Below are 25,487 nucleotides of genomic sequence, written 5' to 3'. Positions count from 1 at the left end.
AAAATAGGACAAAAATTTGAGTTAGTCAACTTCCTTTTGCTGATTTTTTTCACCTTTTGCCTGATCCTGAATTAACCTTACCGCAAACAGGGTTTCCAGCAGCAATGCAAAAAGATAAGGAAAGATGAAATGCAATTTATAATCCGGCACTTCAGAAAGCTTCAGCTTGCCCATAAACAGAAACATTAAGGAAATTTTGACCAGAATCAGACCCAGAAATCCAAACCCTATATAATCCGGATACAGCAGTTTCATGGCATACAAAACTGTAATCACCATAATGAACAGTACAGACAAAGCCATATAATACCTGATGAAAACCTCCCGGTAATCCAGCTCCAGATAATTCCAAAGTCCGTAATGCACTGCAAAAAGCAGAAAAAACAACAGAATGTACAAGGTTTGGGCACTCAATTTCATAAATACGGATTTACTTTTTTTTATTTCTGCCCTGCCCGGATGAGCAAAGCCGCTGCAAAAGTAAGGATATTAAACTTTGGCGGCAATCTTTCTGTGTTTCTCTATTTTTGCTTATTTTTGCAAACCTTTAAAAATGTAAAGATAATGTTCAACAGTTTACAGGATAAATTAGACAAAGCACTGCACAATATTTCCGGAAGAGGAAAGATTACGGAAATCAACGTGGCCGAAACGGTAAAAGAAATACGCCGCGCGCTGGTAGATGCCGATGTTAACTATAAAGTAGCCAAAGACCTTACCAAAAGAGTTCAGGAAAAAGCCCTGGGCCAAAACGTACTCACGTCTCTGACTCCGGGACAGCTGATGACCAAAATTGTACATGATGAACTGGTACAACTGATGGGTGGCACCCAGGAAGGCATTAACCTTGCCGGGAAACCGAGCGTTATTCTCATTGCAGGTCTGCAGGGTTCCGGTAAAACCACTTTTTCCGGAAAACTGGCCAACTATCTGAATATCAAAAAGAATAAAAAACCTTTACTGGTAGCCTGCGACGTGTATCGTCCGGCAGCAATAGAACAGCTTAAAGTACTGGGAACCCAGATTGGCGTACCGGTATATACAGAAGAAGGTGCTGTAAACCCTTCTTCCATTGCAGAAAATGCCGTAAAATTTGCCAAAGAAAACAATCATGATGTCGTGATTGTGGATACCGCAGGTCGTTTGGCGATTGATGAGCAGATGATGAACGAGATTAAATCGGTTCATTATTTCATCAAGCCGGACGAAACTTTGTTCGTTGTAGATTCCATGACCGGACAGGATGCGGTTAACACTGCCAAGGCATTTAATGATGCCCTGAATTTTGACGGTGTGGTTCTGACCAAACTGGACGGTGATACCCGCGGGGGTGCTGCACTTACCATACGTTCTGTGGTAGAAAAACCCATAAAATTCATCTCTACCGGTGAGAAAATGGAAGCGCTGGATCTGTTTTATCCGGAAAGGATGGCAGACAGAATTCTGGGGATGGGTGACGTGGTTTCCCTGGTAGAAAGAGCCCAGGAGCAGTTTGATGAAGAAGAAGCCAAAAAACTTCATAAAAAAATCGCCAAAAATGAATTTGGATTTGATGATTTCCTGAAACAGATCAATCAGATTAAAAAAATGGGGAATATGAAGGATTTGATGGGGATGATTCCCGGTGTAGGGAAAGCCATCAAGGATGTGGATATTAACGATGATGCCTTCAAGCACATAGAAGCCATCATTCACTCCATGACGCCGGAGGAAAGAAGAAGACCATCTATCATCAATACTCAGCGCAAACACAGAATTGCCAAAGGTGCAGGGAGAAAGATTGAGGATGTGAACGCCCTCATGAAGCAGTTTGAACAAATGGGGAAAATGATGAAAATGATGCAGGGTCCTCAGGGAAAACAGATGATGGAAATGATGAGTAAGGGAATGCCAAAAATGCCGGGCATGGGCGGCAATCTCTTCGGAAGATAAGATTTATACATGAATATTCGATAAAAATCCCGGACCGCTTCAGCGGTCCGGGATTTTCTATATCAAGTGTTTATGGGAGCTTAATCTGAAATTTTATGGATGGTAACAGAGGTGTAGCTGTCGCCCAGCAGGTCCAGGGAAATACCGCCGGGGAATACTTCGAAAGACAAAACATCTCCTGCCGTAAACTGATAGAGCGAATTCATGGATACTGAACTCAATGTGACGCTAAGGGCTCCGATGCCGAACAAATTCACATTAGCTCCGCTAAAAACCCGTTCATCAACTACGGTGTAGCCGTCTGGTCCACCCTGCTTCAGAACTCCTACGCGGGGACTGCCACCAAAGCTCAGCAGCTGCAACTGCACCCCGTTTCCATACCGGAATTCAAAATTTACCGCATACACACCCGTGGACGGAACTGTATACACATCAGTAGCAGCATCAAAATGATTTCCGGGATTAATAGGAACGTGCCCGCCTCCAAAATCGATTCTTTCCCATCCGGCATAGGCACCGCCAGACAAAAGACTCACGCCATCGCTCTCTACCGCTTTCGCCATCGTGGTATTGACGTTGGTTGCGGCAAGGTTGCCTGTAATTTTCTGAACCTCATTGGTTGTACTGTTTACCACCAGAAAATCATAATCCGCAGCGGAACCGGCAGTATTCACGGTCCGAACGATTACATTTCCGTTTACATCCAGAGTCGCCTCCGGCGTCTCGGTATTGATTCCCACTTGCGCCGATGCAAAAATTCCGGCGCATAAGAACAAAGACATCACATAATTCTTTTTCATAAGTTTACTTTTTAGGTTAGTTTGTATTTCTCAAAATTAATAATTTATATTTGCAAACTCAAATAAAAAAGACATTTATTTTTACACATTAAACGAATTTAGTACTTAATTTTTGCAGATTACATGATTTAAAAAACACATTAAAAACTAGATTTTAAAGCATTGTTTTGACTCATAAAAATATATGAATTAATTTATTTAACACTTATTAACATGCGTGTTAAAAAAATTAACAAACCAGAATCGTTTAATTTCCAAAAAAATGACCAAAAAAAGTCCCGGATCAGCATGACCCGGGACTTATATCATATCGGAAAACCGATGATTGAATTATTTTACTTCTGCGTTATTCGCATTTTTACCTTTTCCTAAGAAGATAGAGAAACCTACATTTACACCGAAAGTTCCAACTTTATTTTTCTGAGTAACAGTAGATCCCATAACCGTGTCAGTTTCCTTGTTGTTGAACTGCGTATAAGAAAGACCAAGATCCAGACCCAGGTTTTTATTGATCAGGTATACTACCCCACCTTTACCTTTCCAAGCGAATCCGTCGTAGGTTTCAGAGTAAGAAGAACCGCTTTCTTTTTCTTTGTACGTTACCGCAGCATATCCTGCACCTGCACCCAGATAAGGAATAAAATTCCCTTCATTGTAGAAATAGTAAGTCGCATTTGGCATTACAGAAACCGTACTGGTAATGAATTTGTAATCATCCTCTTTTTGTGAAGCATTGGTGTAACCAAAATCCAGACCCACGGCCAGATTGTCCATCACGAAATAACCTACAGAAGGATTTACGTTGAATGTATTTACGGTAGCATCTTCTTCCACAGTAACTCCACCGAAAGTAGCTTTAGAATTCGTGTTTACACTGTTGAATCCAAGATTTGTAGAGGCACCTACCACCCAGCTTCCTTTTTGCATCTGAGCATTTGCTCCTGCGAATACTGCCATAGCAGCAACCAATAATAACTTTTTCATAATAATTAATTTTCAGGCCGCAAATGTAAGACTAAAAACATCGTGAAACACAGCCCTCAATACTGATATTTATCACTAAAAAAGCCCCCTTGCGGAGGCTTCAATTATAAGATAGGTCATTTTTAGAACTTATAGGACAATCCTGCTTGGAACGCACCGTTCAGGTAAGCATCATCAGTAAAGTTATCTTCCCATGCATCTGTGAAGCCGGCAACATATCTCAGATTGACCCCGATGTTTGGTGTAAAGTAATAACCTGCACCAATTCCCACGCCGAAATCAAATGATTTTACAGCGTCATCAATATCCAGGCTTACGCTGTTTGCTTTTGCTTTTGCGCTTACCAGAAAACTGAATTCCGGTCCTGCTTCCAGATAAAGGTTGGGCATAGCGTTGTACTGAAACATCACCGGCACAGAAATATAATCCAGATTCACTGACGCATCACCATCCTTGGCACCTTTGCCATTATACAGAACCTCCGGCTGAATACTGAAACTGGAAGCCAGCGGCATATTCATGAAAGCACCTGCGTGGAAACCTACTTTGGCATCGGCTTCCAGATTGGTTATATTAGTAATGTTGAGGCCAGCCTTAACCCCAAACGACTGAGCATTTACCGCTCCGAAAAGTGCCACAGCACCTGCAATGAAAATCTTTTTCATGTTAAAATGATATATAAATTTAAATCAATCAGAATTTATAGGTAATTCCGAACTTACCTCCATTGAACACAGTTCCGGCATTAGCCTCGGCGTTCAGTCCGAAATTATTGGTGATAAAGTAACGGCCGCCTACCTGTGCAGAAAATCCTGCTTCAGAACGGTGTGGCCTGCGCCAGTTGTCATTTTCCGGATGGTCATAATTGAATGTATTGAACCCAATAGTAGCACCGGCATAGAAGTCCCAGTTGTTTGGGATGCCAATCAGCGTATTGAAGTGGTAGTTTCCGTTGAATCCGATTCCGAACCATCTTCCGTCTGCGTAATTATCATAATGTTTGGATCCGAAACGGGCTTCAACTCCCAAGGTTACATCCGGGTGAATTCCGTAATCCAGTCCTGCATACACACCTACATTATCTGCATACCGGTGCGGAAACGCCAGACCTGCATTGAGTTGTAAATCTCCTTTTTGTGCTCTCTGGCCAAAAGCGGTTGCAGATAAAACGACCGCAGCTCCTAATAATAACTTTCTCATAGTCCTTCTTTATTTAGGGGCAAAGATAAACATAGAAAGCGTAGGGTAAAGACCATCTGTGCAAAATCAGATGATTATATAAAAATTACTGAAAAAGATATAATATTTACTTTAATATTTAAAGTAAATGCGAAAAATTCCGGCGTTACTCATCCTTCATTCGTTTTTCCTCCCGGCTGTAGGCGTGGATAATTTTCCGGACTACCGGGTGACGCACCACATCTTCCTCGGTGAGATGTACAAAACCGATTTCATTCACATCCTTCAGAATCCTCATGGCTTCCTTCAGTCCGGATTTTTGTTTCAGGGGCAAATCTACCTGGCTCGGGTCTCCGGTGATGATGAATTTGGCATTCATCCCCATTCTAGTCAGGAACATTTTCATCTGCGAATGGGTGGTATTCTGGGCTTCATCCAGTATGACAAAAGCTTCATCCAGCGTACGCCCGCGCATGAAGGCAAGCGGTGCCACCTCGATTATTTTTTTCTCTATAAACCCTTCCAGCTTTTCATGCGGAATCATGTCCCGCAAGGCATCATATAAAGGCTGAAGATAGGGATCCATTTTTTCTTTCAGGTCGCCGGGCAGAAATCCAAGACTTTCACCGGCTTCCACTGCCGGCCGGGTCAGGATGATGCGTTTCACTACTTTATCCCGCAAGGCACGGGCAGCCAGTGCTACAGAGGTATAGGTTTTGCCGGTACCGGCTGGACCGATGGCAAAAACCATGTCTTTCTTCTCGCTTTCGCGCACCAGTTTTTTCAGATTGGTGGTTTTGGCTTTGATGACTTTTCCGTTGACCCCTTTTACAATAATATCCTGGTCAAAAACCAGTTCTTTCTCTGCAGCATCTTTTATATGAAGTATATTTTCCACATCCTTCAGCGTGATGCTGTGATTTTTGGAGATAAAACTTACAATATCATCCAGTTTCAGCCGTAAGACATCCAGGGTTTCCTGATTTCCCATGGCAAAAATCTGGTGATCCCTGCCCGTGATTTTCAAGGTGGGAAAGGTAGATTTTATGAGATTAAAAAATTGATTATTGACGCCGTAAAATATTTTAGGATCGATACCCTCCAGATCATAATTGAGTTCAAACATCCGGTAATTATTATAATTGATTCAGTTTTTAAATGTATCATTTAATTTTGAAACCAGGAAATTTTTGTTATCCACAATGACTTTCGTTTTCTAATATTTAAACTATTTTTGCACTTCACTACTATTTTTCTGCTGCACAAATGCCTATTATTACCTTAACGTCAGATTACGGATATACAGATTACAGACTGGCCGCCATAAAGGGCAGCATTTTGTCTCGAAATCCTGATGCGAAGATTGTGGACATTACGCATAACATACAAGCTTATGACCTGCAGCAAACAGCATACATTGTAGGCAATGCCTACCGGCACTTCCCACCGGGCAGCATTCATATCATATCGGTAGACAGTTCTTACCATAAAGAGCGCAAATACATCATCTATAAGGCAGACGGCCATTATTTTCTGGCTGCAGACAATGGCGTGCTCAGTCTCATTTTTTACGACATCAAACCGGAAAAGATTTATGAAATTACCATCAATACAAGGTTTGATGATGTGGTGAATTTCGCCACCACTGATATTCTGGTGCCTGCAGCACTGCATCTTCAGAACGGTGGCCTGCCGGAGGTCATAGGGCGGAAATACAAAACACCCAGAGAACTTTCTTTTCCCAACGCGGGATCCAAAGACGATTTCATCTTCGGCGAAGTACTGTATATAGACAATTACGGAAATATTATATCAAATATCACCAAAAAACTTTTTGATGAGATGATGAGCCTGCATACTTCTTTCAGCATCAGGTTCCGGACGCTGGCGCTCAGCAAAATTTACCGTACGCATACCGGGGTCGTGACCGACTGGGAGACCGAGCATGAACAGCACGGCAAACCTGCAGCCATCTTTAATGACTCCGGCCTGCTGGAACTTACCATCTACAAGGGAACGGCAGAAAATGGCGCGCGGACACTCTTCGGACTGAAGGTAGGTGAACCCATCTATATTGAGTTCAAAAAGAACTAAAGCAGCAAGCACCCTCTTCCCCGTTTTTGGTGAACAGCAGTGTGCATCTCTTGCCACCATTGCTTTCTTACAGCAGATGCCACACCATTTAGAATGCGGAACAGAGCCCCTGTCTTGTTAAAAATTACAGATTTCTCAATTTTTAAGCAAATTTTTATATATTTGTAAAAATCTAAAATTTAAAAATGGCAGAATACAAGTTATTACTTCCTTCGATGGGCGAAGGCGTGATGGAAGCTACGATTATCAGTTGGATGGTGAATGAAGGAGATGTGGTAAAAGAAGATGATTCCGTAGTAGAAATTGCTACCGATAAAGTGGATTCGGATGTTCCGACACCGGTTTCGGGGAAAATTGTAAAGATTCTCAAACAAAAAGACGAAGTAGCCAAAATAGGCGAAGCAATTGCCATCCTGGAAATTGCCGGCGAAGGTGAAGCGGTAGCGGCACAACCTCAGGAAGCCAAATCCCACCAGGAAGTCCAGTCCGAAATCCCGGCACCAGCTGCTGCAGATATTCAGGAACTTGAAAAACCACTGAGCACAGCAACTCCAACATTTTCCGGAGACCTGTACCTGTCGCCACTGGTAAAAAATATTGCCCAGCAGGAAAATATTTCTGAAACCGAGTTGCAATCCATCAAAGGCAGTGGACTGGAAGGCCGCATTACAAAAGAAGATATTCTGGCTTACGTGAAAAACCGCGGCACTGCTCCGGCAGCAGCTCCTGTTCAGCCTCAGAAAACCGCAGCTGCACCGGCTCCGGCAGCTGTTCCGGTTCCGGTTTCAGAGGGAGACGAAATTATTCAAATGGACCGCGTGCGCAAAATCATTGCAGATGCAATGGTGAACTCCAAGCGTACTGCTCCGCACGTAACCTCCTTCATCGAGACCGATGTAACCAATGTGGTAAAATGGAGAGCGAAAAACAAAGGTCTTTTTGAAAAGCGCGAAGGCGAAAGACTCACCTTCATGCCGATCTTTGTAAGAGCGGTTGTGAAAGCGATTCAGGACTTCCCGATGATCAATGTATCGGTGGACGGAGATAAAATCATTAAAAAGAAAAACATCAATATTGGTATGGCCACTGCCCTGCCGGATGGCAACCTGATTGTTCCGGTAATTAAAAATGCAGACCAGCTTTCACTGAGCGGACTGGCAAAAGCCATCAACGATCTGGCGTACAGAGCAAGAAACAAAAAACTGAGACCGGAAGACACTCAGGGGGCTACTTATACCATTTCTAACGTGGGAAGCTTCGGCAACCTGATGGGCACCCCGATTATTCCTCAGCCGCAAGTAGCCATTCTGGCCATCGGAGCCATCGTGAAAAAACCTGCTATACTGGAAACTCCGGACGGTGATGTGATTGCCATCAGAAACCTGATGTTCATGTCCCATTCCTATGACCACCGTGTGGTAGACGGATCTCTGGGTGGCATGATGCTGAAACATGTTCACGATTATCTGGAAAACTGGGATCTGAATACTGAAATTTAATATCCCTTTCATAATATTTAGAACCTCCGCTGCACCGGAGGTTTTTTATTGAATGCTGATGAAACCAAAATATTTGGAAAGACCTGCAGATAATTAACAATTTACTTGCATGTTACGGTGATAATTGATACTTTTGCACCTCGAAATAATTAACTAATTTTTTAACATTATGAACAATTACGAAACTGTTTTCATTTTAACTCCCGTTCTATCTGACGCACAGGTGGAGGAAGCAGTGAAAAAATTTGAAGATCTTTTGACTTCACACAATTGCGAAATCGTTGCCAAAGAAAATTGGGGACTGAAGAAATTGGCTTATCCTATTCAGCTGAAAAAGAATGGATTTTACACTTTGATCGAATTCAAAGGTGAAGGTACTGTAGTAGCAGATCTGGAACTTGCTTTCAAACGTGATGAGCGCGTAATCCGTTATCTGACTACAAAACTGGACAAACACGCAGTAGAGTACGCAGTGACAAGAAGAGCAAAAAACAAAACTGCAAAAGCTTAATTTTAACCCTTAAAAAATTACAACAATGGCAATAGATGATATGGCTAAACAAGCCTCCGCTGGTGGTGAATCTGAAGTAAAATTCCTTACCCCTCTGGATATTAATACAAAATCTGCAAAAAAATACTGTAGATTCAAAAAATACGGAATCAAGCATGTAGATTATAAAGATGCAGATTTCCTTCTTCAGTTCGTAAACGAACAAGGGAAAATCCTTCCAAGAAGATATACCGGAACTTCCCTGAAATATCAGAGAAAAGTTTCTGCAGCCATCAAAAGAGCAAGACACCTTGCCCTGATGCCTTACGTGGCAGATATGCTGAAGTAAAAATTATAAAGCAATTTTGTTGCTGAATTATCAATTAAAATTCTAACTGTTCCGGCCATCCGGAATGTAACAAAGGACAACAACAATGGAAATTATTCTAAAAAAAGACGTTGAAAACTTAGGACTGGAGTTCGACGTGGTAAACGTAAAACCGGGATATGCAAGAAACTTCCTGATTCCTCAGGGTTATGCAGCACTTGCTACTCCCAAAAACAGAACTGCTCTGGCTGAAACTCTGGAATCCAGAAAAGAAGAAGAAGCAAAACTGATTGCAGATGCTACTGCTACTATAGAACAACTGAAGAAAACTCCACTTACCATCGCTACAAAAGTTGGTTCCGGCGACAAGCTTTTCGGTTCTATCAATAACGCCAACCTTTCTGAAGAACTGGCGAAAGCAGGTATTGAAATCGACAGAAAATACATCAAAATTCCTGGAAACAACATCAAGAGAACCGGTAAATTTACCGCTTTGGTGAGACTTCACAGAGATGTGGAATACAATTATGAGTTCGATGTAATTTCTGACGCTCCTGTAGAAGCTCCGGCTCCTAAGGAAACGGCAAAACCAGCAGCTGCTGCAGAAGAAACTCAGACTGAGGAAGCTTAATAAGCCCCTTCAGTAAAGATAAAACCGGTTCAGACGAACCGGTTTTTTTTATGGAATGAACTGATGAGTAAAATAACCATCGGTTTGCTAATTCACTTACCGTCATTTTGAAAACTTTCAGCTGCTGTTTGCTCCCTCCTTTTACCTTTACCAAATAATTGCCTTTGGCTAAACGATGCTCCAGACCGAAGTGCTGTACCTTGTTTTTTGATAGCTGGCTGGAGAAAACCATTCTTCCCGAAGCATCATAAATATGTACACTACAGAATTCTTTCTGCAGAATGCTTCCCTGCAGGCTGAAGTTTCCATTGTTGGGATTATTGAACAATACCAGATCTTTGGTACTGTCTGTTTCAGAAGTTGACATAGGGTTCATCAAATCAAATCTGGCCACATTATTTTATGCGAAAACCATGGCTATGGTTTTATTAAACAGGTTATCCTGTTGAACACTCACTGAAAGTTTTTATATGTACTTTTGAATTTTTCAATCTCAACAAAACCTATAATCCATCCCCTTTTCGCCCCCGGAATTCCTTCATGGTATCATAAATCCCGAACACATCGCGCATGACCCAATCAAAAACAGGCAGCGGCAACAAGCCCTGAGACAGCCGGATGAACCAATACGGCATGGGCATTGCCAGTAATTTTGTTTTCTTTTCTATGGCACAAATAATCCTTTCTGAAGCTTTTTCGGGCTCCAGCACCGGCAGCACCCGTGATTTCACCCCGTCAAACATCCCGGTACTGATGTAGAAAGGCATCACCGTGGTCACTGCAATATCTTTTTTCAGTTGCTGCATTTCCAGCCGCAAACTGTCACTCCACCCCGTCGCAGCCCATTTGGAAGCCGCATATACCGACATTTTGGGATTGGAAATCAGCCCTGCAGAAGATGCTATAGTACATACCGCACCCGAATTTCTGCGCAGCATCTCTGGCAAAAATTCCAGGGTCACATGCATGGGCGCGTCTGCATTGATTTTCATGCTTTTGGAAATATCGTCATGACTGTGTTCATGAAACATTTTGCCCACCACAATACCGGCATTATTGATGATGACATGCGGCACACCTGCCACAGAACGTGTCTGCGCTGCTGCCCACTGAATCTGTTTCACATCCGAAAGGTCCATCACAATCCCCGTGACCTCGCCGCCAAGACTTGAAAATGCTGATTCGGTCTGCTGCAAACCTTCGGGATTCAGATCCCAGATAACCAGATGAGCAGCACCCCTTTCCAGCACTTTACGACCCATTATCTTCCCGATTCCGAAAGCACCGCCGGTAATCAGTACCGTTTTATCTTTAAAATCCATATTGATATAATAAACAGGCACCAATTTAGTTGAATTAATAATACCCAATGTCTTTTTAAATAAAAAAAACAGAACTTTGAGTACAGAAAAACCACCCCTTATGACGCATTTTGAGCAAATACTTGAAAATCAACGCATATTCTTTAAAACCCATAAAACCAAAGATCTGACTTTCAGAAAAAGCAAACTGCAACAACTGAAAAAATTGCTGAGCGATAACGAAAAACAACTGTACGAGGCCATTCACAGTGATTTTGGAAAGTCAGGATTTGATACCTATACCACAGAAATTGCAATCCTGTACAGTGATATTGATTACTATACTAATAACCTGAACCGTCTGGCCAAACCCAGATCCGTAAAAACAAATCTGGTTAATCTGCCCGGAAGCAGCAGCGTTTACAGTGAACCGCTGGGATGTACACTGGTGATAGGTGCGTGGAATTATCCTTATCAGCTTTCCCTGGCTCCCATGATTGCGGCCATTGCTGCCGGAAACACCTGCATCATTAAACCCAGCGAGGTGGCGCCGCATACTATGAAGCTGATGGCAGAACTCATTAACTATCATTTTCAGCCCGAATATCTGTTTGTTGCTGAAGGTGGTGTAGAAGAAATGACCGAAATTCTGAAACTGAAATTCGACAAAATATTTTTCACCGGAAGCCCGAAAACAGGCCGCATTATTTATGAAGCCGCTGCCAAACACCTGACACCCGTTACCCTGGAACTGGGCGGTAAATCACCGGCCATAGTCACCGAAAGTGCGGACTTGGAACTGGCGGCCAAAAGAATTGTCTGGGGAAAATTCCTGAATGCCGGCCAGACTTGTGTGGCTCCTGATTATATTCTGGCAGATGAAAAAATCCAGACCAAACTGCTGGAGTATCTGCGCCACTATATTCAGAAATTTGAATACGGCCCCGAGCAGCCCCAATATACCCGCATCATCAATGACCGCCATTTTGAACGCCTGAAGGCGCTTATTGATCCACAAAAGATCTATTATGGCGGAAAATCTGATGCTTCACAACGCTATATAGAGCCTACCTTGCTGCAAGATGTATCCTGGGATGATGCCGTAATGCAGGAAGAAATTTTTGGTCCGGTGCTGCCCGTACGCTCCTACCGCTATTACCGGGAAGCCCTGAATGAAGTCCTGGAACAGGAAAAACCGCTGGCTGCCTATCTCTTCAGCAAGAATGATGACGAAAAGGATCTTTTTACCAGGCTTTTATCCTTCGGTGGCGGCTGCATCAATGATGTCGTGATGCATCTCAGCAACCCGAATCTGCCCTTTGGCGGCGTGGGCAACTCGGGCACGGGTGCTTACCACGGAACGTTCGGTTTTGATGCATTTTCCCATAAAAAATCAGTACTGAGCAAAGCGGTCTGGGGCGAACCCAACTTGAAATACCCGCCATATTCTGACGAAAAAATGAGATGGATCCGCAAAGTGATGTAAGCAGTTTTGATTTATCTGTGGTGCGCAAACAACTGTCCCAGAATAATGCCTGCAGCCATAGAGACATTCAGGCTTTCCGTGGCCTGCGAATTCCCGAAACGCGGAATTGTGATGACGTCCTGCAGCAACTCTTCCGTCTCCGGGCGGATTCCGCTGCCTTCATTGCCCATAATGATATTCACCCGCTCGGGAAAGCGGAAATCATACAGGTTGTGGCCGTTCATGTCCGTACCCAGATTCACATTGGAAGTTTGGTTAAGAAATTCCTGAAGCGGCGTGTACACCACATTCACACGGGCAAAAGATCCCATGCTGGCCTGTATGACTTTGGGGTTATAGACATCTGCAGTATCTTCCGAACAGATGATCTGGGAAATCCCGAACCAGTCTGCCAGGCGGATAATGGTTCCCATATTTCCGGGGTCCTGTATACCGTCCAGCACAAGCTGCACCGGTGGTTCGGGCTTCATCTCAGAAACCGGAAGCACACAGAGTGCTACCGAATCCCTGGGGTGTTGCAGAAAACTGATTTTGTTCAAATCCCGCTCCGTGATGGTAGTTATGGGAATATGAGGCAGATTGGAATCTATGGGATTTATAGAAAATATTTCATTAATTTTATACCCTGAATTCGGCAGTTCACGTATAATTTTGTTACCTTCAACCACGAATAACTGGTGTTTTTGCCGAAACTTTTTTTTGTCCAGAGACTGTAATATTTTTATTGTATGAGCCGTAAGCATTTAGGAAAATATCTTCAAAAATATCATATATTTTTATGTTCTGCAACCGTAATCTTTTTTCTTTACGCCTGCAGTACCACCCGAAAAGTTCCGGACGGTGAATATTTACTGGTCAAAAATAATTTCAGATATGATGGTGAGAAAATTCACGAAGATGAATTACCCGACTACGTGAGCCAGAAACCCAACAGAAAACAACTGCTCTTTCTCCCGGTGGGACTGTGGATGTACAATATGGCAGATCCGCGGTACGATACCATTCTGAATGAATACATGACCTACCCGTCTGATATGAGAAATCAAAAACTGCGGGATTCCCTGTTCATTAAATACGACCATCCCGAAATGGTGGGCAAAAATCTCTTCTGGAACCGTTTTTTCCACAATGTGGGCCAGGCTCCTGTTATTCTGGACCAGAGTAAAAGTGAAACCAGTGCCAACTCCATACGGAAGCAGCTGGTGTACCGCGGGTACTGGGATGCGGAAACAAAATTTGACCATGAACTGGATTCTGCTGCCAAAAAAGCAGAAGTTCATTACCTCATTACGCCCAACGATCCCACCTACATCAGCGAATATTATTATGATATTCCGGATCCGGCCATCAAAGGGATTTATGAAGAAAAAATTCAGGAAACCGCGGTGCGCTCCAGACAAATTCTGGATCAGACCAAACTGGAAAAGGAAGTGAGCAGAATAAACGACCTGATGCGCAGCAGAGGTTATTATCAGTTCAACAATTCCGGGCAGGAGATTTTCTATATGGCAGATACTCTGACCAGCCGAAAAAATGTGCCGGTAACGCTGGAAATACACCGCGATTCGGCAGATACACCCTATAAAAAATCTACGATAGGCAATATAGATGTGGCCGTGGTAGACAATGCCGGAGATTTCCCGGAGAATACCGCCAAAGATTCGCTGCGGGGCATCAGATTTCACAAAATTGATGACCAGTATAAGACCAATGCCCTGTGGCGGGCCGTGATTCTGAGAAACGGAGAACTCTATGACCAGAGCAATCTGGACCTTACCCGCAGGAATTTCCTTGCCATGAACAATTTCAGCGTCATTAAAGCCAAAGATTCACTGCGCCGCGGCGGCAACGGAACGCCAAATGACAGCATTATTGATGTACTTTACCTGCTGAAACCGCTGCCGAAATATGAACTGAAAGTAGCAGCAGACCTGAACTATTCGCAGCTCCTGAATCTGGCAGCGTCACCGTCTGTGGATCTTACCACCAGAAATGTTTTTGGCGGTGCAGAAAACCTGAATACGTCCATATCCTGGATTGTGGGCCGTGTGCGGAACTCCAAAGACCTGGATACCCGCGTCTGGGCTCATGAACTCTCGGCCAATGCCAGTCTGAGTTTCCCCCGGCTGTTGTTGCCATTCAGCTATTACAAACTCATCCCGAAACGGTATTCTCCCGTATCTTCCATCAATTTGGGAGCTTCATTTCAGAAGAACATCGGGATGGACCGCGTAAACCTCAATACCGGCCTTAATTATTATGCCAATGTGAATGATGTGGTGACCCACCGGCTCACCGTGCTGAATACCCAGTTGAGTCTCACCCGCAACAAAGACCGCTATTACGAATATTTCCCACGGGATGGCGAGGTCCGCAATCATATTTTTCAGCAGTATTCACCCCAGCTGAACCAGCAGTATATAGACGGACAACTGACTTCTGATCAGTACTCCAGCATCATCATCAATGATCCTTCGTTTGCAGCATCACTTGCCGGCGATGATCTGGATACCTACAACACCTTCCTGCAATCGCTCATCAACAAAGACCGGCAGACTCAGGATGTCCTCATTTCTTCCTTCATCTATAATTTTATTTATAATGAAATCGGAAAGAAAGAATTTGAAAATCCGTTCTATTTCAACGGTAAAATGGAAGTAGCCGGAAACCTGCTGAATCTGGCCTCCGGCAGTTTCAGTGAAGATGGAATCACTACCGGGGAGCAGAAAACACTCTTCAATATTCCCATCGCGCAGTTCATTAAGCTGGATTTTGATGTAAGAAAATACTTCACTTTTGGCCGGCAGACCCTCGCCGCAAGACAGTTTATTGGGGTGGGCATCCCCTACGGAAACTCCAATCAGATGCCGTTTGTACGGTCTTATTTCAATGGCGGATCCAATGATATCCGTGCCTGGAGACCATTTGGCGGACTGGGACCGGCAGATTCCCAACTGGACGAGAAAGTAAGGACTTTTGTGATGGACAATGTAAAGCTGACCACCAGCGTAGAGTACAGAATTCCGATTAATGACATGTATGAAACCGCTGTTTTTGCAGATGCAGGAAATATCTGGAGTCTGCGTGCCAACGGATCCGGGAACGAGTTTAAATTCAATAAATTCATCAGACAGATGGGTCTGGGCAGTGGTTTCGGACTTCGAATCAATGTGGCCTATATCACCGCCCGGGTAGATCTGGCCTACAAAATATACGACCCGAATAAACCCGAGGGAGACCGCTGGCGTTTCGACAAAATTCAGCCGCTGAAACCCACGCTGAATTTCGCTTTCGGATATCCGTTTTAAAACACTAAAGTCTGCTGCAAAAGCGGACTTTATATTTTATAAACCCGGGACAAACCACCAGGTTTTTCCTCCAAAAAAACTCCTCAGGATTTCGTCATATTGAAACTAACCACTCTGGTCATCGTCCCGAAAGAAATTAATCTTTCTCTGATTAATAAGCATAACCTGATCAAAAAATGAATCAATCCGGTGATATGCCCAGCAGAAAATACAGCACTGCGCTTACCCGGGCCAGCACTTCGCGGGACTGATTGCGGTAGAAACTCTCCGGCCGGGAAACATCTTCTGCATCAAAACCCAGTGCATTCAGCTGATTGTTCCGCGCAAAAAACAATGCCCGCAGATTATGAAATCCCTGGGACACAATGATGACATCCCGCGCTTGATAAACTTCCTTACAGCGGATGATGCTCTGGTGCGTGTTAAATCCCTTCGGGTCTTCTATGATGATGTTTTCCGGAACACCCTGCTGATAGACCAAAAAACGCTTCATGGCCGCCGGTTCATCATATCCTTCACTTTTTTCGCCACTCACAATGATTTGTTTCACTTTGCCGTGATGATACAGCAATGCCGCAGCATCCATACGCTTCAGAAAATAAGGATTGGCAGCACCGGATCTCATTCTGGGAGAGGTACCCAGCACCAGTGCGGTTTCCCGGTGCGGAATCTTGGAAATCTGAGTGTAGGTACGGCCGTTGGTCAGTGAGAACACCCAGAAATTGGCAAGCATCATGAGCAAAATCCCGACTTCCAGCAGGGATAAAGAGGTGCGCACCAGATTCCAGAGTTTCTTCATCAATATTGGTTTACTGTAATTCTAAATCAGATCAAAATTAAGTTTTATTTTTTTGCTCATGGCCACAGACATACAGGCCAGAATTTTCCCGGAAGCTTCCTCCTTCTCGGTCAGGTATTCATTCTCCAGCAATTCTACTTCTCCTTCCTCCAGCATACATTCGCAGCTGCCACAGATTCCGGATTTGCAGGAATAAGGCACCGGATAGCCGTCTATAAGCAATTGCTGCAGTAATTTTACTTTATTGTTCTTCAGCTGTGCCGAATATTCTTTGTTAAAGAGTTTAAAGTCAAGCGTAATATCTTCAATCAGCGGGAACTCCTTCTCCACCGGATAAATATCATCATTATACTCCTCGAAGAGTTCAAAATGAATATTTTTCTTCGGAATTCCGTTGTTGTAGCAGGCATTGGCCAGGTTTTTTATCATCTCACCTTTACCACAAATCAGCACTTCATCCACAGAATCCCAGAGGGTAGATTCCTCATCGGTATCATCAATCATCATCAGTTGGTTGATGATCAACTCCACTTTCTTCTCATCCAGGCGGCCTTCCAGAAAGGCATTGCCCACCTTTTCGCGGGAATAAAAATAATGCACTTCAAACCGGTCTGCGTACTTCTCATGCAAAGCATCGATCTCTTCTTTAAAAGGGACTTCCTGCTTGCTTTTGTTCCCGTAAAACAGAAACAGCCGGGTACGGGGTTCCAGATGCAGAATATTTTTAAAATGACTGAGCAGCGGTGTGATGCCAATTCCGCCTGCAAAACCAATGATGGTCCGGAATTCATGTGGTTTGGACACCAGCGTAAACCGGCCACGCGGCTCCGAAACGTCCAGCAGGTCACCCGGTTGAAACGCCTCGAAAAGATCTTTGGTAGAACTGTCTTCACGGTTGATTTTAATGCCGAGTGAAATCCGCTCCTCATGCGGCGCCGAGGTCATGGAAAAGTCGTTATGATAAATTTCGCCCCCGGAAGGATATTTAATGGTGACATATTGTCCTGCTTCAAAGCGGAAGGCAGGTTTCAGCGCATCGGGAATTTCAAAATCCAGAGTGAACGTATTGGCCGTAATTTTTTTCTTTTGGGTTAAACGCAGCTTGTGAAAAGCCACTTGTCTTATTTTGGGTGATTTTTTTTCTGTATCCATTGCAGGTCAAAATTAATAAAAATAAGTGATTTTTGCACACCACTACACAGGTTGGCAACGATTATTCCGGCAAGTATCCCGGGAAATACCTGATGATGTGAATGGTGGCGTATGATTTAAAATTACAATTTCTGTGATAGAGAATGAAATCTGAGCACAACATGCGTCGCCGCGGCCAGCGACTGGGATTATTTCCCGGGAAAAGCACCGCAAGTCGTGCATCTGCAACAAAAATCTTTTTTTACCTTTGTAAGATATAATCTAAGCTGAAGAACACATGAAAAAAACAATTGCATTGTTACTGGTTGCCATCACCTTTACCGCCTGCAAGAAAGAGGCAAAAACTGCGGAAGAGGATTTCTCACAAGAAACGGTAACCTATCCGGAATCCAATGAAATCACAGAACCGGCTACGCCTTTCGTTCAGGTAGAATGGTCGCCCGTGCAAACCGCGGAAATGCTGGCGGCCAAAAATAATGATACCCTGTATGTAACCAATTTCTTTGCAACCTGGTGCGGACCGTGCATGCGGGAAATTCCTCATTTCAAAGAAAAAATGGAGGAACTGAAAGACCAGCCGGTAAAATTCACCTTCATAGGCCTGGATCCGAAAGAAGACTGGGGCACTAAAGTGAAGACCTTTGCCGAGGAAAATAACCTGTCTGAAAATATAGTACTGCTGAACGGCGAACTGCTGACACCCGAATTCTTCCCTGCCAATTTCAATGAATGGGACGGAGGTTCTATTCCGTTTACGCTGATGAAAAAAGGCGACCGCACCGACGAAACCATTGGGATGATGAGCAAACAGATGCTGGATTCCAAAATTGCTTCTTTCCGGTAATATTTTTATATAATCCGCGCGCTCTGTGGAGAAAAACTTTAAAATCATTTGCCTGTTTCTCATCACCGCAATCCTGATTTCGGTGATCATTAACCTGAATACGGGGTTTTTGCCACTGAGCCTTGCCGATTTTTTTGGCAATACGGGTTCGCATGCAGAAATTGCGGGACTTCGGGTAAACCGGGTTTTGGTTATGCTGCTGGCCGGGATTTCCATTCCCACCTCAGGATTTCTTCTTCAGGAGTATTTTCAGAATCCGCTTGCCGGACCGTCGGTACTGGGCATCACGTCTGTGGCCAGTCTCAGTGTGGCATTTTATATATTCTTTGCTCAGGACTGGCTGCTCCCAGATTTTCTGCAAAACAGTTTCCTCAGTTTTTCGGCCATTGCAGGCAGCCTCCTGCTCATGCTCATCCTCATCGGATTTTCGCACCGTTTTCAGGATAAATCCTTTCTCATTATTTTTGGATTTCTGGTTTCGGCGCTGGCCGGAGCGGTCATTTCCGTATTGCAGGTCTATGCCGAAAATCAAAGTCTCAAGAATTATGTACTCTGGAGTTTTGGTGCCAATAATCAGGTTTCCGGCAGTCAGATGGCAGTGCTGGCCCTCATTGTTTTGGCCGGGCTGATCTTTAGTTTTAAAAGCATCAGACCGCTTATCGGCAATTCCCTGGGTACGGCGTATGCCCAAAGTGTGGGAGTAAACCTCACCCGGCTGAAGTTCATCATCATCCTGGCATCTTCCCTGCTGTCTGCATCGGTAACGGCATTTCTGGGGCCGGTTTTATTCATCGGGATTGTGGTACCTCATTTCTGCCGACTGCTGTATAACCCGGCAAAATTATGGCAACAATGGATACTCAATATGCTGCTGGGCATCTTCATCATGGAATTCTTCTCCATTATTTCAGAACTCACGCGCTATCCGCTGAATGTTATCACCTCCCTTTTCGGAATCCCCGTGATTTTGCTGATGATGCTCAAAAAGAAATAAATTTGGTTAACCGTTAAAAAAAACGAAGGATGTTTCTCAATATTAAAAATGCCACAATAGGATACACTTCGCCCCTCATCCGGGATGTGAATGCCGGGCTGGATACCGGAGAAATCTGCTTGCTGATTGGCAATAACGGTGCAGGTAAAACCACTTTAATCAAAAGCATACTGCACCAGATTCCATTGCTTGGTGGCGGGATATTTCTGGACAATAAGCCGGTAGAACAGATGACGTCTCAGGAGATTGCAGAAAAAAGCGCAGTGGTTTTTTCCAAAGCAGATATCCCCGCAAATTATACCGTATATGATCTGGTGGCATTGGGAAAATTCATCCATTATCCGTATTATTTTGAACTGCGAGATGAGGACAAAGCAGCGGTTTCAGAAATCATAGAAAACCTGGGCTTGCAGGTGTACCGGGATTATCCGCTGAACCGGCTTTCTGATGGTAATCTTCAGAAAGCATTCATAGGCAGGGCGCTGGCCCAGAATGCGCCCATGATTATTCTGGACGAACCGACCACGCATCTGGACGAGGAGAATAAAATTATGATTCTGAAACTCCTCCGCAATCTGGCGCGTACCCGGCATAAACTCATTCTTTTCTCCTCCCATGACTGGCGACTGGCCAAAGAGTTTTCAGACAAAATCTGGCTGGTGCGGGATCAGCAACTCACCGGCGGGATTACCGAAGATGTGCTGATCCGAAACCGGGATCTGATAGATCCACATCTTTTTCATGTGAATGATGACTATGTAGCACCCGCCATTCTGGCGCCGGATGCAGAGAAAGAAATGCTGTATTCATTTCTGCAGAAAAATATGCAGAAAGATCTTTCGGCATTCACATTTCAGTTTCAGGATGGTTCGTGGTTTATTTCCGGTAATACCCGGCAACAAAAATGCAATTCCTTTGCTGAAATCGCAAAACTGCTGCAAAACCATGATGGATTCAGCATTTAACTCCTTCAAAAATCAATATTTCCGCTTGTTTTCCTATGGGAAACATATTACTTAAAACATTAACAATCAAACATTTATAATTTTAATTAAAAAATACTATGCATGCATAGTATTTTTTATTATATTTGTCTATAACACAAAAAAGGAAAACATGAGCAAGAACAACAATGAAAAAGTAGACAGTATAGACCTTGTACTGAAGTCCACCTGGTTATCTGTTTCCAAGATGTATTCGGAACTGGCCAATGACCATTCGGCAACTGCAGTGCAGGCGCTCACACTGCTGAAAATAGACCCGAAAGAAGGCACCCGCAGCACGAATCTGGGACCCAAAATGGCCATAGAGCCTACTTCCCTCACCCGCATCATCAAACTGCTGGAAGACAACGGCTATATCTACAAGGAGAAAACTACCAATGACAAACGTGAAGTCATCATCAAACTCACAGAAAAAGGATTGAACTCCCGTAACATCTCCAAAGAAGCCGTACTGAACTTTAACCGCAGTGTGGTAGAACGCATCGCACCGGAGAAACTGGAAACCTTTAAGGAAGTGATGAATGAAATTCAACAAATTGCTACCGAACTGAATCATAAAAATAAATAAATGAAAAGACGAATCAAACACGTTACGGTATTGGGTTCAGGAATTATGGGATCCGGCATCGCCGCACATTTCGCCAATATAGGCGTACAGGTGCTGCTGCTGGACATTGTTCCGTCTGAACTGACCGCAGCCGAACAAAAAAAAGGACTGACGAAAGAAGATCAGGCTGTACGCAACAGGATTGCTGCAGAGAATCTGGAAAAGCTGAAAAAAGCCAATCCGGCACTGCTCTATACCCCCAAATTTGCCGACCGCATTACCGCCGGAAATTTTGAAGACGACCTGAAAAAAATCAAAGATACCGACTGGATCATTGAAGTAGTCGTAGAAAGACTGGACATCAAAAAATCCGTTTACGAAAAAATCGAACAGTTCCGCAAGCCGGGAACGCTGGTTTCATCCAACACCTCCGGCATCCCCATCCATCTGCTCACAGAAGGCCGCAGTGACGATTTCAAAAAGCACTTTGCCGGAACCCATTTCTTCAATCCGGTGCGCTATCTCCCGCTTCTGGAAATCATTCCCACTGCAGATACCGATCCGCAGGTGCTGAAATTTTACATGGACTACGGTGCCGCATTTCTGGGTAAAACCACTGTTCAGGCCAAGGATACTCCCGCATTTATTGCCAACAGAATCGGCGTATTCTCCATGATGAACCTGCTGCATGAAGTAAAAAACCTGGGACTGAACGTGACGGATATAGACAAACTCACCGGCCCGGTAATCGGTCGCCCCAAATCTGCTACCTTCAGAACCGCAGATGTGGTAGGTCTGGACACGCTGGTACTGGTGGCCAACGGTGTACGTGAAAGCGGTGTGGAAACTCCCGAATTTTACAACGTTTTTTCGTTGCCGGAATACATTCAGCAGATGGTAGACCGGAAATGGCTCGGCTCCAAAACCGATCAGGGATTCTATAAAAAAGTAAAAAATGACGCCGGCAAATCCGAGATCTTGGGTCTGAACCTGGAAACCATGGAATATGAACTCCAGGGAAAATCCAGTTTCCCCACTCTGGAACTTACCAAGAATATTGACAAGCCCATTGACCGCTTCAAAATTCTGACAGCAGGTAAAGACAAAGCCGGCGAACTGTACAGAAAGTCCCTGGGAGCACTTTTTGCCTACATTTCACACAAAGTACCCGAAATTTCAGATGAAGTATATAAAATAGACGATGCCATGCGTGCCGGATTCGGCTGGGAAAATGGTCCGTTTGAAATCTGGGATGCCATAGGTGTACAAAAGGGTGCAGAACTGGCCAGAGAAGCCGGATATACCGTAGCCGACTGGATTCAGAATGTGGATACCTTCTATAAAGTCAATGACGAAGGCCAAAGCATTTATATTGACAAAAACACCGGCCAATACCATGGAATACCCGGTCAGGAAGCCTTTATTATTCTGGATAATATCAGAAAAAACAAAACCCTCTGGAGCAATTCGGGAGCAGCCATTCAGGATCTGGGCGATGGCATCATCAACTTCGAAATCCGTTCCAAGATGAACTCACTGGGCGGTGAAGTACTGGACGGACTGAACCGCGCCATAGACCTTGCCGAAAAAGAATACGACGGTCTGGTCATCGGAAACCAGGCAGCCAATTTCTCTGTAGGTGCCAATCTTGCCATGATTCTGATGATGGCGATTGAACAGGACTGGGACGACCTGAATATGGCCATTGCCTACTTCCAGAAGTCCATGATGCGTGTGCGCTACTCCTCCATTCCGGTAGTGGTGGCTCCCCACGGCATGACTCTGGGCGGTGGATGTGAGATGACCATGCATGCAGACCGAGTAGTGGCCGCAGCAGAAACCTATATTGGTCTGGTGGAAACAGGCGTGGGCGTAATTCCGGGTGGCGGCGGTTCCAAAGAATTTACGTTGAGAACTTCCAGAGCCTTTCAGCAGGATGATGTGAAAAACAACCGGTTGCGGGATGCGTTCATGAATATTGCCATGGGAAAAGTAGCCACTTCTGCCTACGAAGCCTACGATATGGGCATACTGGAGGCTCATAAGGACATTGTGGTGGTTCATAAAAACCGTCAGATTGCCGAGGCCAAAAAAGTAGCCCTGCTGATGGCCGGACAAGGATATACCCAGCCGATAGAGCAAAAAGTAAAAGTGCTGGGCAAGGATGCACTGGGAATGTTCTATGTGGGTACAGACCAGATGCTCACGGGCAACTACATCTCTGAGCACGACAAAAAGATTGCAGACAAACTGGCGCATGTTTTGGTAGGCGGCAACCTATCCGAACCTACCGTAGTAACCGAGCAATATCTGCTGAATCTGGAAAGAGAAACCTTCCTGCAACTCTGTGGCGAAAGAAAAACCCTGGAAAGAATTCAGTACATGCTTCAGAAAGGCAAGCCGCTGAGAAACTAGAATAGAGACAGGGAGACATGAGAGGAGAGATTTTTTTGATCTTATAATTACTTGTCTCCGGTTCCTGTTGCTGATTTTAAAAACAATAGAATATGCATAATATAAAAAAATTAAAAATCTGGAATGACTCCATAGATTTATGCGTAGAAGTCTATAGAGCTCTGTCTGACATGCCTTCTGATGAAAAATTTGGTCTTTCCTCCCAAATTAAAAGATCTGCAGTGTCCATCCCTTCCAATATTGCTGAAGGAGCAGGAAGAGAAAGGGAGAATGAATTTTATCATTTCTTAAACATAGCGTATGGTTCTTCATATGAACTCCAGACGCAACTTATTATCAGAGAAAAATTAAATTTCATTTCACCCAAAACCAATGAAACCTTATTGAATAAATTAGATGAAGTTCAAAAAATGGTTTACGTATTTAAAGAAAACATAAAAAATAGAAACAAATAGAACGAGGAGAATCTCCACTCTCTTGTCTAAAAATCCCTGATCTAAAATGAAACAAGCATATATCATAAAAGGTTACAGAACTGCGGTAGGCAAAGCGCCCAAAGGTTCGCTGCGGTTTACCCGCCCCGACGTGATGGCCGCAACCGTGATTGAAAAATTAATGGCGGCAGTTCCCGAACTCGACAAAAACAGAATAGATGACCTCATTGTAGGCAATGCCATGCCCGAAGCAGAACAAGGCCTCAATGTAGCCCGCCTCATCTCCCTGATGGGACTGAATACCGAGAAAGTTCCGGGGGTTACGGTAAACCGCTATTGCGCCTCCGGAAGTGAAGCCATTGCCATTGCATCTGCCAAAATCCAGGCCGGTATGGCAGACTGTATCATTGCAGGCGGTACAGAATCCATGAGTTATATCCCCATGGGCGGCTACAAGCCGGTTCCGGAAACGGAAATTGCCAAAACTAATCCCGATTATTACTGGGGAATGGGCTATACTGCCGAAGAAGTGGCAAAGCAATACCAGATCAGCCGCGAGGAGCAGGATCAGTTTGCGCTGGAATCTCATCTGAAAGCCCTGAAAGCCAATGCTGAAGGCAAATTCACTTCGCAGATTGTTCCCATACCCGTAGAATACAATTATCTGGACGAAAACCAGAAAATGCAGACTAAAAAGTTTGACTTTGCGGTAGATGAAGGCCCGCGGGCAGATACGTCACCGGAAGGACTGGCCAGACTGCGCCCCGTTTTTGCCAATGGCGGATCTGTGACGGCAGGAAACTCTTCACAAATGAGTGATGGTGCTGCCTTTGTCATCATCATGAGTGAGGAAATGGTAAAGGAACTCGGTCTGGAACCACAAGCAAGACTGGTGGCCTATGCCGCAGCAGGTCTGGAACCCAGAATTATGGGAATGGGTCCTGTTTACGCCATTCCGAAAGCACTGAAGCAGGCCGGATTGCAGCTAAAAGACATTGAACTCATTGAGCTGAATGAAGCCTTTGCTTCACAATCCGTGGCCATTCGTAAAGAACTGGATCTGAATCCTGAAATTCTGAATGTGAACGGCGGCGCCATCGCCCTGGGACACCCGCTGGGCTGTACCGGTACGAAACTTACCGTGCAGTTACTGGAAGAAATGAAACTCCGCGGCAACAAGTACGGTATGGTGACCATGTGTGTGGGCACCGGCCAGGGCGCAGCATCCATATTTGAACTCCTGTAATCCAATTTTCAACCTTAAAA

The 25,487-nt window shown here is 44.3% G+C and carries 26 protein-coding genes; 15 read left to right on the top strand and 11 right to left on the bottom strand.

Going from position 1 to position 25,487, the window contains the following annotated elements:
* Positions 1-21 precede the first annotated feature (21 nt).
* Positions 22-420 carry a hypothetical protein gene (locus LKO26_RS12240; RefSeq protein WP_227588171.1) on the bottom strand — a complete coding sequence of 133 codons (399 nt, stop codon included), beginning with the start codon at positions 418-420 and terminating at the stop codon, positions 22-24.
* Between the two features lie 144 nt (positions 421-564).
* On the opposite strand from LKO26_RS12240, the gene ffh reads away from it, so the two are divergent.
* Positions 565-1,932, top strand: coding sequence for a signal recognition particle protein (ffh, locus tag LKO26_RS12235; protein WP_227588170.1), 1,368 nt, complete (start codon positions 565-567; stop codon positions 1,930-1,932).
* Positions 1,933-2,012: 80 nt separating this feature from the next.
* Here ffh and LKO26_RS12230 read toward each other — a convergent pair whose 3' ends face one another.
* From LKO26_RS12230 to LKO26_RS12210, 5 genes are all read right to left on the bottom strand, one after another.
* Positions 2,013-2,732: a hypothetical protein gene (locus LKO26_RS12230; protein WP_227588169.1), complete on the bottom strand. Its 720-nt coding sequence runs from the start codon at positions 2,730-2,732 to the stop codon at positions 2,013-2,015.
* A gap of 330 nt (positions 2,733-3,062) precedes the next feature.
* Positions 3,063-3,716 carry an outer membrane beta-barrel protein gene (locus LKO26_RS12225; protein ID WP_227588168.1) on the bottom strand — a complete coding sequence of 218 codons (654 nt, stop codon included), beginning with the start codon at positions 3,714-3,716 and terminating at the stop codon, positions 3,063-3,065.
* Between the two features lie 122 nt (positions 3,717-3,838).
* The gene (locus LKO26_RS12220) at positions 3,839-4,381 is read right to left on the bottom strand and encodes a porin family protein (RefSeq protein WP_227588167.1); all 543 of its coding nucleotides are present in this window, start codon (positions 4,379-4,381) and stop codon (positions 3,839-3,841) included.
* A 28-nt stretch (positions 4,382-4,409) separates the two neighbouring features.
* On the bottom strand, positions 4,410-4,916 hold the full coding sequence (locus LKO26_RS12215) for an outer membrane beta-barrel protein (protein ID WP_227588166.1): 507 nt from the start codon (positions 4,914-4,916) through the stop codon (positions 4,410-4,412).
* A gap of 145 nt (positions 4,917-5,061) precedes the next feature.
* Positions 5,062-6,021 carry a PhoH family protein gene (locus LKO26_RS12210; RefSeq protein ID WP_227588165.1) on the bottom strand — a complete coding sequence of 320 codons (960 nt, stop codon included), beginning with the start codon at positions 6,019-6,021 and terminating at the stop codon, positions 5,062-5,064.
* A gap of 140 nt (positions 6,022-6,161) precedes the next feature.
* On the opposite strand from LKO26_RS12210, the gene LKO26_RS12205 reads away from it, so the two are divergent.
* The 5 genes from LKO26_RS12205 (at position 6,162) to rplI (ending at position 9,937) form a co-directional block, all read left to right on the top strand.
* Complete coding sequence (locus LKO26_RS12205; protein ID WP_227588164.1) at positions 6,162-6,989, top strand: S-adenosyl-l-methionine hydroxide adenosyltransferase family protein; 828 nt, start codon at positions 6,162-6,164, stop codon at positions 6,987-6,989.
* Positions 6,990-7,174: 185 nt separating this feature from the next.
* Positions 7,175-8,488 (top strand): dihydrolipoamide acetyltransferase family protein, encoded by a 1,314-nt coding sequence (locus LKO26_RS12200; protein WP_227588163.1) that lies wholly within the window; start codon positions 7,175-7,177, stop codon positions 8,486-8,488.
* Between the two features lie 169 nt (positions 8,489-8,657).
* A complete protein-coding gene (gene rpsF, locus LKO26_RS12195) occupies positions 8,658-8,999 on the top strand; it encodes a 30S ribosomal protein S6 (protein WP_227588162.1) in 342 nt (113 codons plus the stop codon).
* A gap of 25 nt (positions 9,000-9,024) precedes the next feature.
* Positions 9,025-9,327: a 30S ribosomal protein S18 gene (gene rpsR, locus LKO26_RS12190; RefSeq protein WP_227588161.1), complete on the top strand. Its 303-nt coding sequence runs from the start codon at positions 9,025-9,027 to the stop codon at positions 9,325-9,327.
* A gap of 85 nt (positions 9,328-9,412) precedes the next feature.
* A complete protein-coding gene (gene rplI, locus LKO26_RS12185) occupies positions 9,413-9,937 on the top strand; it encodes a 50S ribosomal protein L9 (protein WP_227588160.1) in 525 nt (174 codons plus the stop codon).
* Here rplI and LKO26_RS12180 read toward each other — a convergent pair.
* Positions 9,879-10,304, bottom strand: coding sequence for a T9SS type A sorting domain-containing protein (locus LKO26_RS12180; RefSeq protein WP_227588159.1), 426 nt, complete (start codon positions 10,302-10,304; stop codon positions 9,879-9,881). The genes rplI and LKO26_RS12180 overlap by 59 nt on opposite strands.
* Positions 10,305-10,440: 136 nt before the next feature.
* Positions 10,441-11,259, bottom strand: a complete 819-nt coding sequence (locus LKO26_RS12175) for an SDR family NAD(P)-dependent oxidoreductase (RefSeq protein WP_227588158.1) — start codon at positions 11,257-11,259, stop codon at positions 10,441-10,443.
* 100 nt (positions 11,260-11,359) lie between these two features.
* Here LKO26_RS12175 and LKO26_RS12170 point away from each other — a divergent pair, with 100 nt between their 5' ends.
* Positions 11,360-12,724 (top strand): aldehyde dehydrogenase, encoded by a 1,365-nt coding sequence (locus LKO26_RS12170; protein WP_227588157.1) that lies wholly within the window; start codon positions 11,360-11,362, stop codon positions 12,722-12,724.
* 11 nt (positions 12,725-12,735) lie between these two features.
* Here the strand turns inward: LKO26_RS12170 and LKO26_RS12165 are convergent, their stop codons facing one another.
* Positions 12,736-13,467 carry a TrmH family RNA methyltransferase gene (locus LKO26_RS12165; protein ID WP_227588156.1) on the bottom strand — a complete coding sequence of 244 codons (732 nt, stop codon included), beginning with the start codon at positions 13,465-13,467 and terminating at the stop codon, positions 12,736-12,738.
* Between LKO26_RS12165 and LKO26_RS12160 the strand changes: the two genes are divergently transcribed.
* Entirely contained in the window at positions 13,453-16,032 is a 2,580-nt protein-coding gene (locus LKO26_RS12160) for a BamA/TamA family outer membrane protein (RefSeq protein ID WP_227588155.1), read from the top strand. The genes LKO26_RS12165 and LKO26_RS12160 overlap by 15 nt on opposite strands.
* A 181-nt stretch (positions 16,033-16,213) precedes the next feature.
* Here the strand turns inward: LKO26_RS12160 and LKO26_RS12155 are convergent, their stop codons facing one another.
* Entirely contained in the window at positions 16,214-16,831 is a 618-nt protein-coding gene (locus LKO26_RS12155; protein ID WP_227588154.1) for a vancomycin high temperature exclusion protein, read from the bottom strand.
* A 21-nt stretch (positions 16,832-16,852) separates the two neighbouring features.
* Entirely contained in the window at positions 16,853-17,983 is a 1,131-nt protein-coding gene (locus tag LKO26_RS12150) for an iron-sulfur cluster-binding domain-containing protein (protein ID WP_227588153.1), read from the bottom strand.
* A 277-nt stretch (positions 17,984-18,260) separates the two neighbouring features.
* Here LKO26_RS12150 and LKO26_RS12145 point away from each other — a divergent pair, with 277 nt between their 5' ends.
* The 7 genes from LKO26_RS12145 (at position 18,261) to LKO26_RS12115 (ending at position 25,467) form a co-directional block, all read left to right on the top strand.
* Positions 18,261-18,827, top strand: a complete 567-nt coding sequence (locus LKO26_RS12145; RefSeq protein ID WP_227588152.1) for a TlpA family protein disulfide reductase — start codon at positions 18,261-18,263, stop codon at positions 18,825-18,827.
* 25 nt (positions 18,828-18,852) lie between these two features.
* Positions 18,853-19,821, top strand: a complete 969-nt coding sequence (locus tag LKO26_RS12140; protein WP_227588151.1) for an iron chelate uptake ABC transporter family permease subunit — start codon at positions 18,853-18,855, stop codon at positions 19,819-19,821.
* Between the two features lie 29 nt (positions 19,822-19,850).
* Complete coding sequence (locus tag LKO26_RS12135) at positions 19,851-20,786, top strand: ABC transporter ATP-binding protein (RefSeq protein ID WP_227588150.1); 936 nt, start codon at positions 19,851-19,853, stop codon at positions 20,784-20,786.
* A gap of 151 nt (positions 20,787-20,937) precedes the next feature.
* Positions 20,938-21,393, top strand: coding sequence for a MarR family winged helix-turn-helix transcriptional regulator (locus LKO26_RS12130; RefSeq protein ID WP_227588149.1), 456 nt, complete (start codon positions 20,938-20,940; stop codon positions 21,391-21,393).
* Positions 21,394-23,787, top strand: a complete 2,394-nt coding sequence (locus LKO26_RS12125) for a 3-hydroxyacyl-CoA dehydrogenase/enoyl-CoA hydratase family protein (protein WP_227588148.1) — start codon at positions 21,394-21,396, stop codon at positions 23,785-23,787.
* A 92-nt stretch (positions 23,788-23,879) separates the two neighbouring features.
* A complete protein-coding gene (locus tag LKO26_RS12120; protein WP_227588147.1) occupies positions 23,880-24,242 on the top strand; it encodes a four helix bundle protein in 363 nt (120 codons plus the stop codon).
* 46 nt (positions 24,243-24,288) lie between these two features.
* Entirely contained in the window at positions 24,289-25,467 is a 1,179-nt protein-coding gene (locus LKO26_RS12115; RefSeq protein WP_227588146.1) for a thiolase family protein, read from the top strand.
* Positions 25,468-25,487: the final 20 nt, after the last annotated feature.

Origin of the sequence: Chryseobacterium sp. MFBS3-17 (assembly GCF_020687745.1) — a bacterium.
Lineage (GTDB): Bacteria > Bacteroidota > Bacteroidia > Flavobacteriales > Weeksellaceae > Marnyiella.
This window is presented reverse-complemented; position numbering and strand designations above follow the sequence as displayed.

What these genes read in the sequence shown, in the direction of transcription:
- LKO26_RS12240 (WP_227588171.1), bottom strand. Translation starts at nt 420, where the DNA reads ATGAAATTGAGTGCCCAAACCTTGTACATTCTGTTGTTTTTTCTGCTT.
- ffh (WP_227588170.1), top strand. Translation starts at nt 565, where the DNA reads ATGTTCAACAGTTTACAGGATAAATTAGACAAAGCACTGCACAATATT.
- LKO26_RS12230 (WP_227588169.1), bottom strand. Translation starts at nt 2,732, where the DNA reads ATGAAAAAGAATTATGTGATGTCTTTGTTCTTATGCGCCGGAATTTTT.
- LKO26_RS12225 (WP_227588168.1), bottom strand. Translation starts at nt 3,716, where the DNA reads ATGAAAAAGTTATTATTGGTTGCTGCTATGGCAGTATTCGCAGGAGCA.
- LKO26_RS12220 (WP_227588167.1), bottom strand. Translation starts at nt 4,381, where the DNA reads ATGAAAAAGATTTTCATTGCAGGTGCTGTGGCACTTTTCGGAGCGGTA.
- LKO26_RS12215 (WP_227588166.1), bottom strand. Translation starts at nt 4,916, where the DNA reads ATGAGAAAGTTATTATTAGGAGCTGCGGTCGTTTTATCTGCAACCGCT.
- LKO26_RS12210 (WP_227588165.1), bottom strand. Translation starts at nt 6,021, where the DNA reads ATGTTTGAACTCAATTATGATCTGGAGGGTATCGATCCTAAAATATTT.
- LKO26_RS12205 (WP_227588164.1), top strand. Translation starts at nt 6,162, where the DNA reads ATGCCTATTATTACCTTAACGTCAGATTACGGATATACAGATTACAGA.
- LKO26_RS12200 (WP_227588163.1), top strand. Translation starts at nt 7,175, where the DNA reads ATGGCAGAATACAAGTTATTACTTCCTTCGATGGGCGAAGGCGTGATG.
- rpsF (WP_227588162.1), top strand. Translation starts at nt 8,658, where the DNA reads ATGAACAATTACGAAACTGTTTTCATTTTAACTCCCGTTCTATCTGAC.
- rpsR (WP_227588161.1), top strand. Translation starts at nt 9,025, where the DNA reads ATGGCAATAGATGATATGGCTAAACAAGCCTCCGCTGGTGGTGAATCT.
- rplI (WP_227588160.1), top strand. Translation starts at nt 9,413, where the DNA reads ATGGAAATTATTCTAAAAAAAGACGTTGAAAACTTAGGACTGGAGTTC.
- LKO26_RS12180 (WP_227588159.1), bottom strand. Translation starts at nt 10,304, where the DNA reads ATGTCAACTTCTGAAACAGACAGTACCAAAGATCTGGTATTGTTCAAT.
- LKO26_RS12175 (WP_227588158.1), bottom strand. Translation starts at nt 11,259, where the DNA reads ATGGATTTTAAAGATAAAACGGTACTGATTACCGGCGGTGCTTTCGGA.
- LKO26_RS12170 (WP_227588157.1), top strand. Translation starts at nt 11,360, where the DNA reads ATGACGCATTTTGAGCAAATACTTGAAAATCAACGCATATTCTTTAAA.
- LKO26_RS12160 (WP_227588155.1), top strand. Translation starts at nt 13,453, where the DNA reads ATGAGCCGTAAGCATTTAGGAAAATATCTTCAAAAATATCATATATTT.
- LKO26_RS12165 (WP_227588156.1), bottom strand. Translation starts at nt 13,467, where the DNA reads ATGCTTACGGCTCATACAATAAAAATATTACAGTCTCTGGACAAAAAA.
- LKO26_RS12155 (WP_227588154.1), bottom strand. Translation starts at nt 16,831, where the DNA reads ATGAAGAAACTCTGGAATCTGGTGCGCACCTCTTTATCCCTGCTGGAA.
- LKO26_RS12150 (WP_227588153.1), bottom strand. Translation starts at nt 17,983, where the DNA reads ATGGATACAGAAAAAAAATCACCCAAAATAAGACAAGTGGCTTTTCAC.
- LKO26_RS12145 (WP_227588152.1), top strand. Translation starts at nt 18,261, where the DNA reads ATGAAAAAAACAATTGCATTGTTACTGGTTGCCATCACCTTTACCGCC.
- LKO26_RS12135 (WP_227588150.1), top strand. Translation starts at nt 19,851, where the DNA reads ATGTTTCTCAATATTAAAAATGCCACAATAGGATACACTTCGCCCCTC.
- LKO26_RS12130 (WP_227588149.1), top strand. Translation starts at nt 20,938, where the DNA reads ATGAGCAAGAACAACAATGAAAAAGTAGACAGTATAGACCTTGTACTG.
- LKO26_RS12125 (WP_227588148.1), top strand. Translation starts at nt 21,394, where the DNA reads ATGAAAAGACGAATCAAACACGTTACGGTATTGGGTTCAGGAATTATG.
- LKO26_RS12120 (WP_227588147.1), top strand. Translation starts at nt 23,880, where the DNA reads ATGCATAATATAAAAAAATTAAAAATCTGGAATGACTCCATAGATTTA.
- LKO26_RS12115 (WP_227588146.1), top strand. Translation starts at nt 24,289, where the DNA reads ATGAAACAAGCATATATCATAAAAGGTTACAGAACTGCGGTAGGCAAA.